The sequence below is a fragment of the Polaromonas sp. CG_9.11 genome (genome assembly GCF_015752225.1).
Taxonomy (GTDB): Bacteria; Pseudomonadota; Gammaproteobacteria; order Burkholderiales; family Burkholderiaceae_C; genus Polaromonas.
In genome coordinates, this window is record NZ_JADOVE010000068.1 from 1 (window position 1) to 1,505 (window position 1,505).

Annotated in this window: 1 protein-coding gene; it reads left to right on the forward strand. The window is 57.3% G+C overall.

All coding sequences use genetic code 11. The features are described from left to right. The coding region (locus IWX85_RS20120) for an IS3 family transposase (RefSeq protein ID WP_196870980.1) at positions 1-1,477 on the forward strand (1,477 nt) is incomplete at its 5' end. Positions 1,478-1,505: the final 28 nt, after the last annotated feature.

A 1,505-nucleotide genomic window follows, 5' to 3' on the forward strand; every position in this document is an offset into this window, starting at 1 on the left:
TGGAGCGACCATTCGGCAGCTGGGGTACCCAACAAAGAACGCGCTTAAGAGCTGGCATCGAGAATACGAACAGAGCCGCGATTTGCCGGCGGGCTATGTGCTTTTAAGGCCGAAGTATTCAGACGAACAGAAGAAAGTGGCCGCCCAGCACTACCTGGACCACGATCGCTGCCTGACTGGAACCCTGAAGGCACTAGGATACCCGTGCCGCGATACGCTCGCAGCCTGGGTCGATGAGCTGCATCCCGAAACGAGGAAACGCATTGTCGGCAAAGCGCGCAGCGTGCCGCGCCCTCAAGCGCTAAAGCAGGCAGCCGTCATCGAGCTGTGCACCCGGCAGACAAGTGCGCAAGCCATTGCACAAAAGCTGGCCGTGAGCAGGCCGACGCTGTACCAATGGAAAAATCAATTACTGGGTCCTGAGGCTCCCGCATCCATGAAACCCAACAACGATTCACCGCCTGATCCTGAGCGGGCAGAGCTGGAGCGGCAAGTCGAATCGCTTCGACGCGACGTCCGGCAACTGCAGCTTGAACACGATATCTTGAAGAAGGCCAATGAACTGTTAAAAAAAGGCCTGGGCGTCGACCTGCCGCTCCTGAGCAACCAGGAGAAGACCCGGCTGGTTGACGCCCTGAGAGACACCTACGCGCTGCCAGAGCTCTTCGCCGAACTTGATCTAGCCCGCAGCTCCTACTTTTATCATCGGGCACGGCTACGGCTCGCCGACAAGTATGCGGATGCGCGTCTTGCCATCACAGATGTCTTCGAGCGCAATCATCGCTGCTACGGTTATCGACGGTTACGGGCGGCATTGGGCAGACACAAGTTCAGCCTCTCGGAGAAAGTCGTACGGCGCTTGATGAAGCAGGAATGCTTGGTCGTTGCTGCTAAGAAGCGCCGTAAGTACGGCTCCTATCTGGGAGAAATCAGCCCGGCGCCAGACAATCTCATTAACCGCGACTTCCAGGCTGCAGCCCCGAATGAGAAGTGGCTCACTGACATCACGGAATTCCATATCCCGGCTGGCAAGGTGTACCTGTCGCCCATGATTGATTGCTTTGATGGCCTGGTTGTCAGCTGGACCATCGGCACACGTCCTGATGCTGCGCTTGTGAACACGATGTTGGACACTGCCATCGAGACGCTGGCCAACAGCGATGACCGGCCCGTCGTCCACTCTGATCGCGGTGCGCACTATCGCTGGCCTGGCTGGCTCACCCGGATGGACGATGCAAAGCTCATTCGCTCGATGTCGCGCAAGGGGTGCTCGCCAGATAATGCGGCCTGCGAGGGCTTCTTCGGGCGGCTGAAAACGGAATTGTTTTACCCTCGAAACTGGCAGGCCACAACCATTGGACAATTCATTCAGGTCGTTGACTCTTACATCCGCTGGTATAACGAAAAGCGGATCAAAATATCCCTCGGCTCACTTAGTCCCCTCGAATACCGGGATAGCCTTGGAATTCCGGCATAAACCAGTCCAAGATTTCCGCCGCACCCCC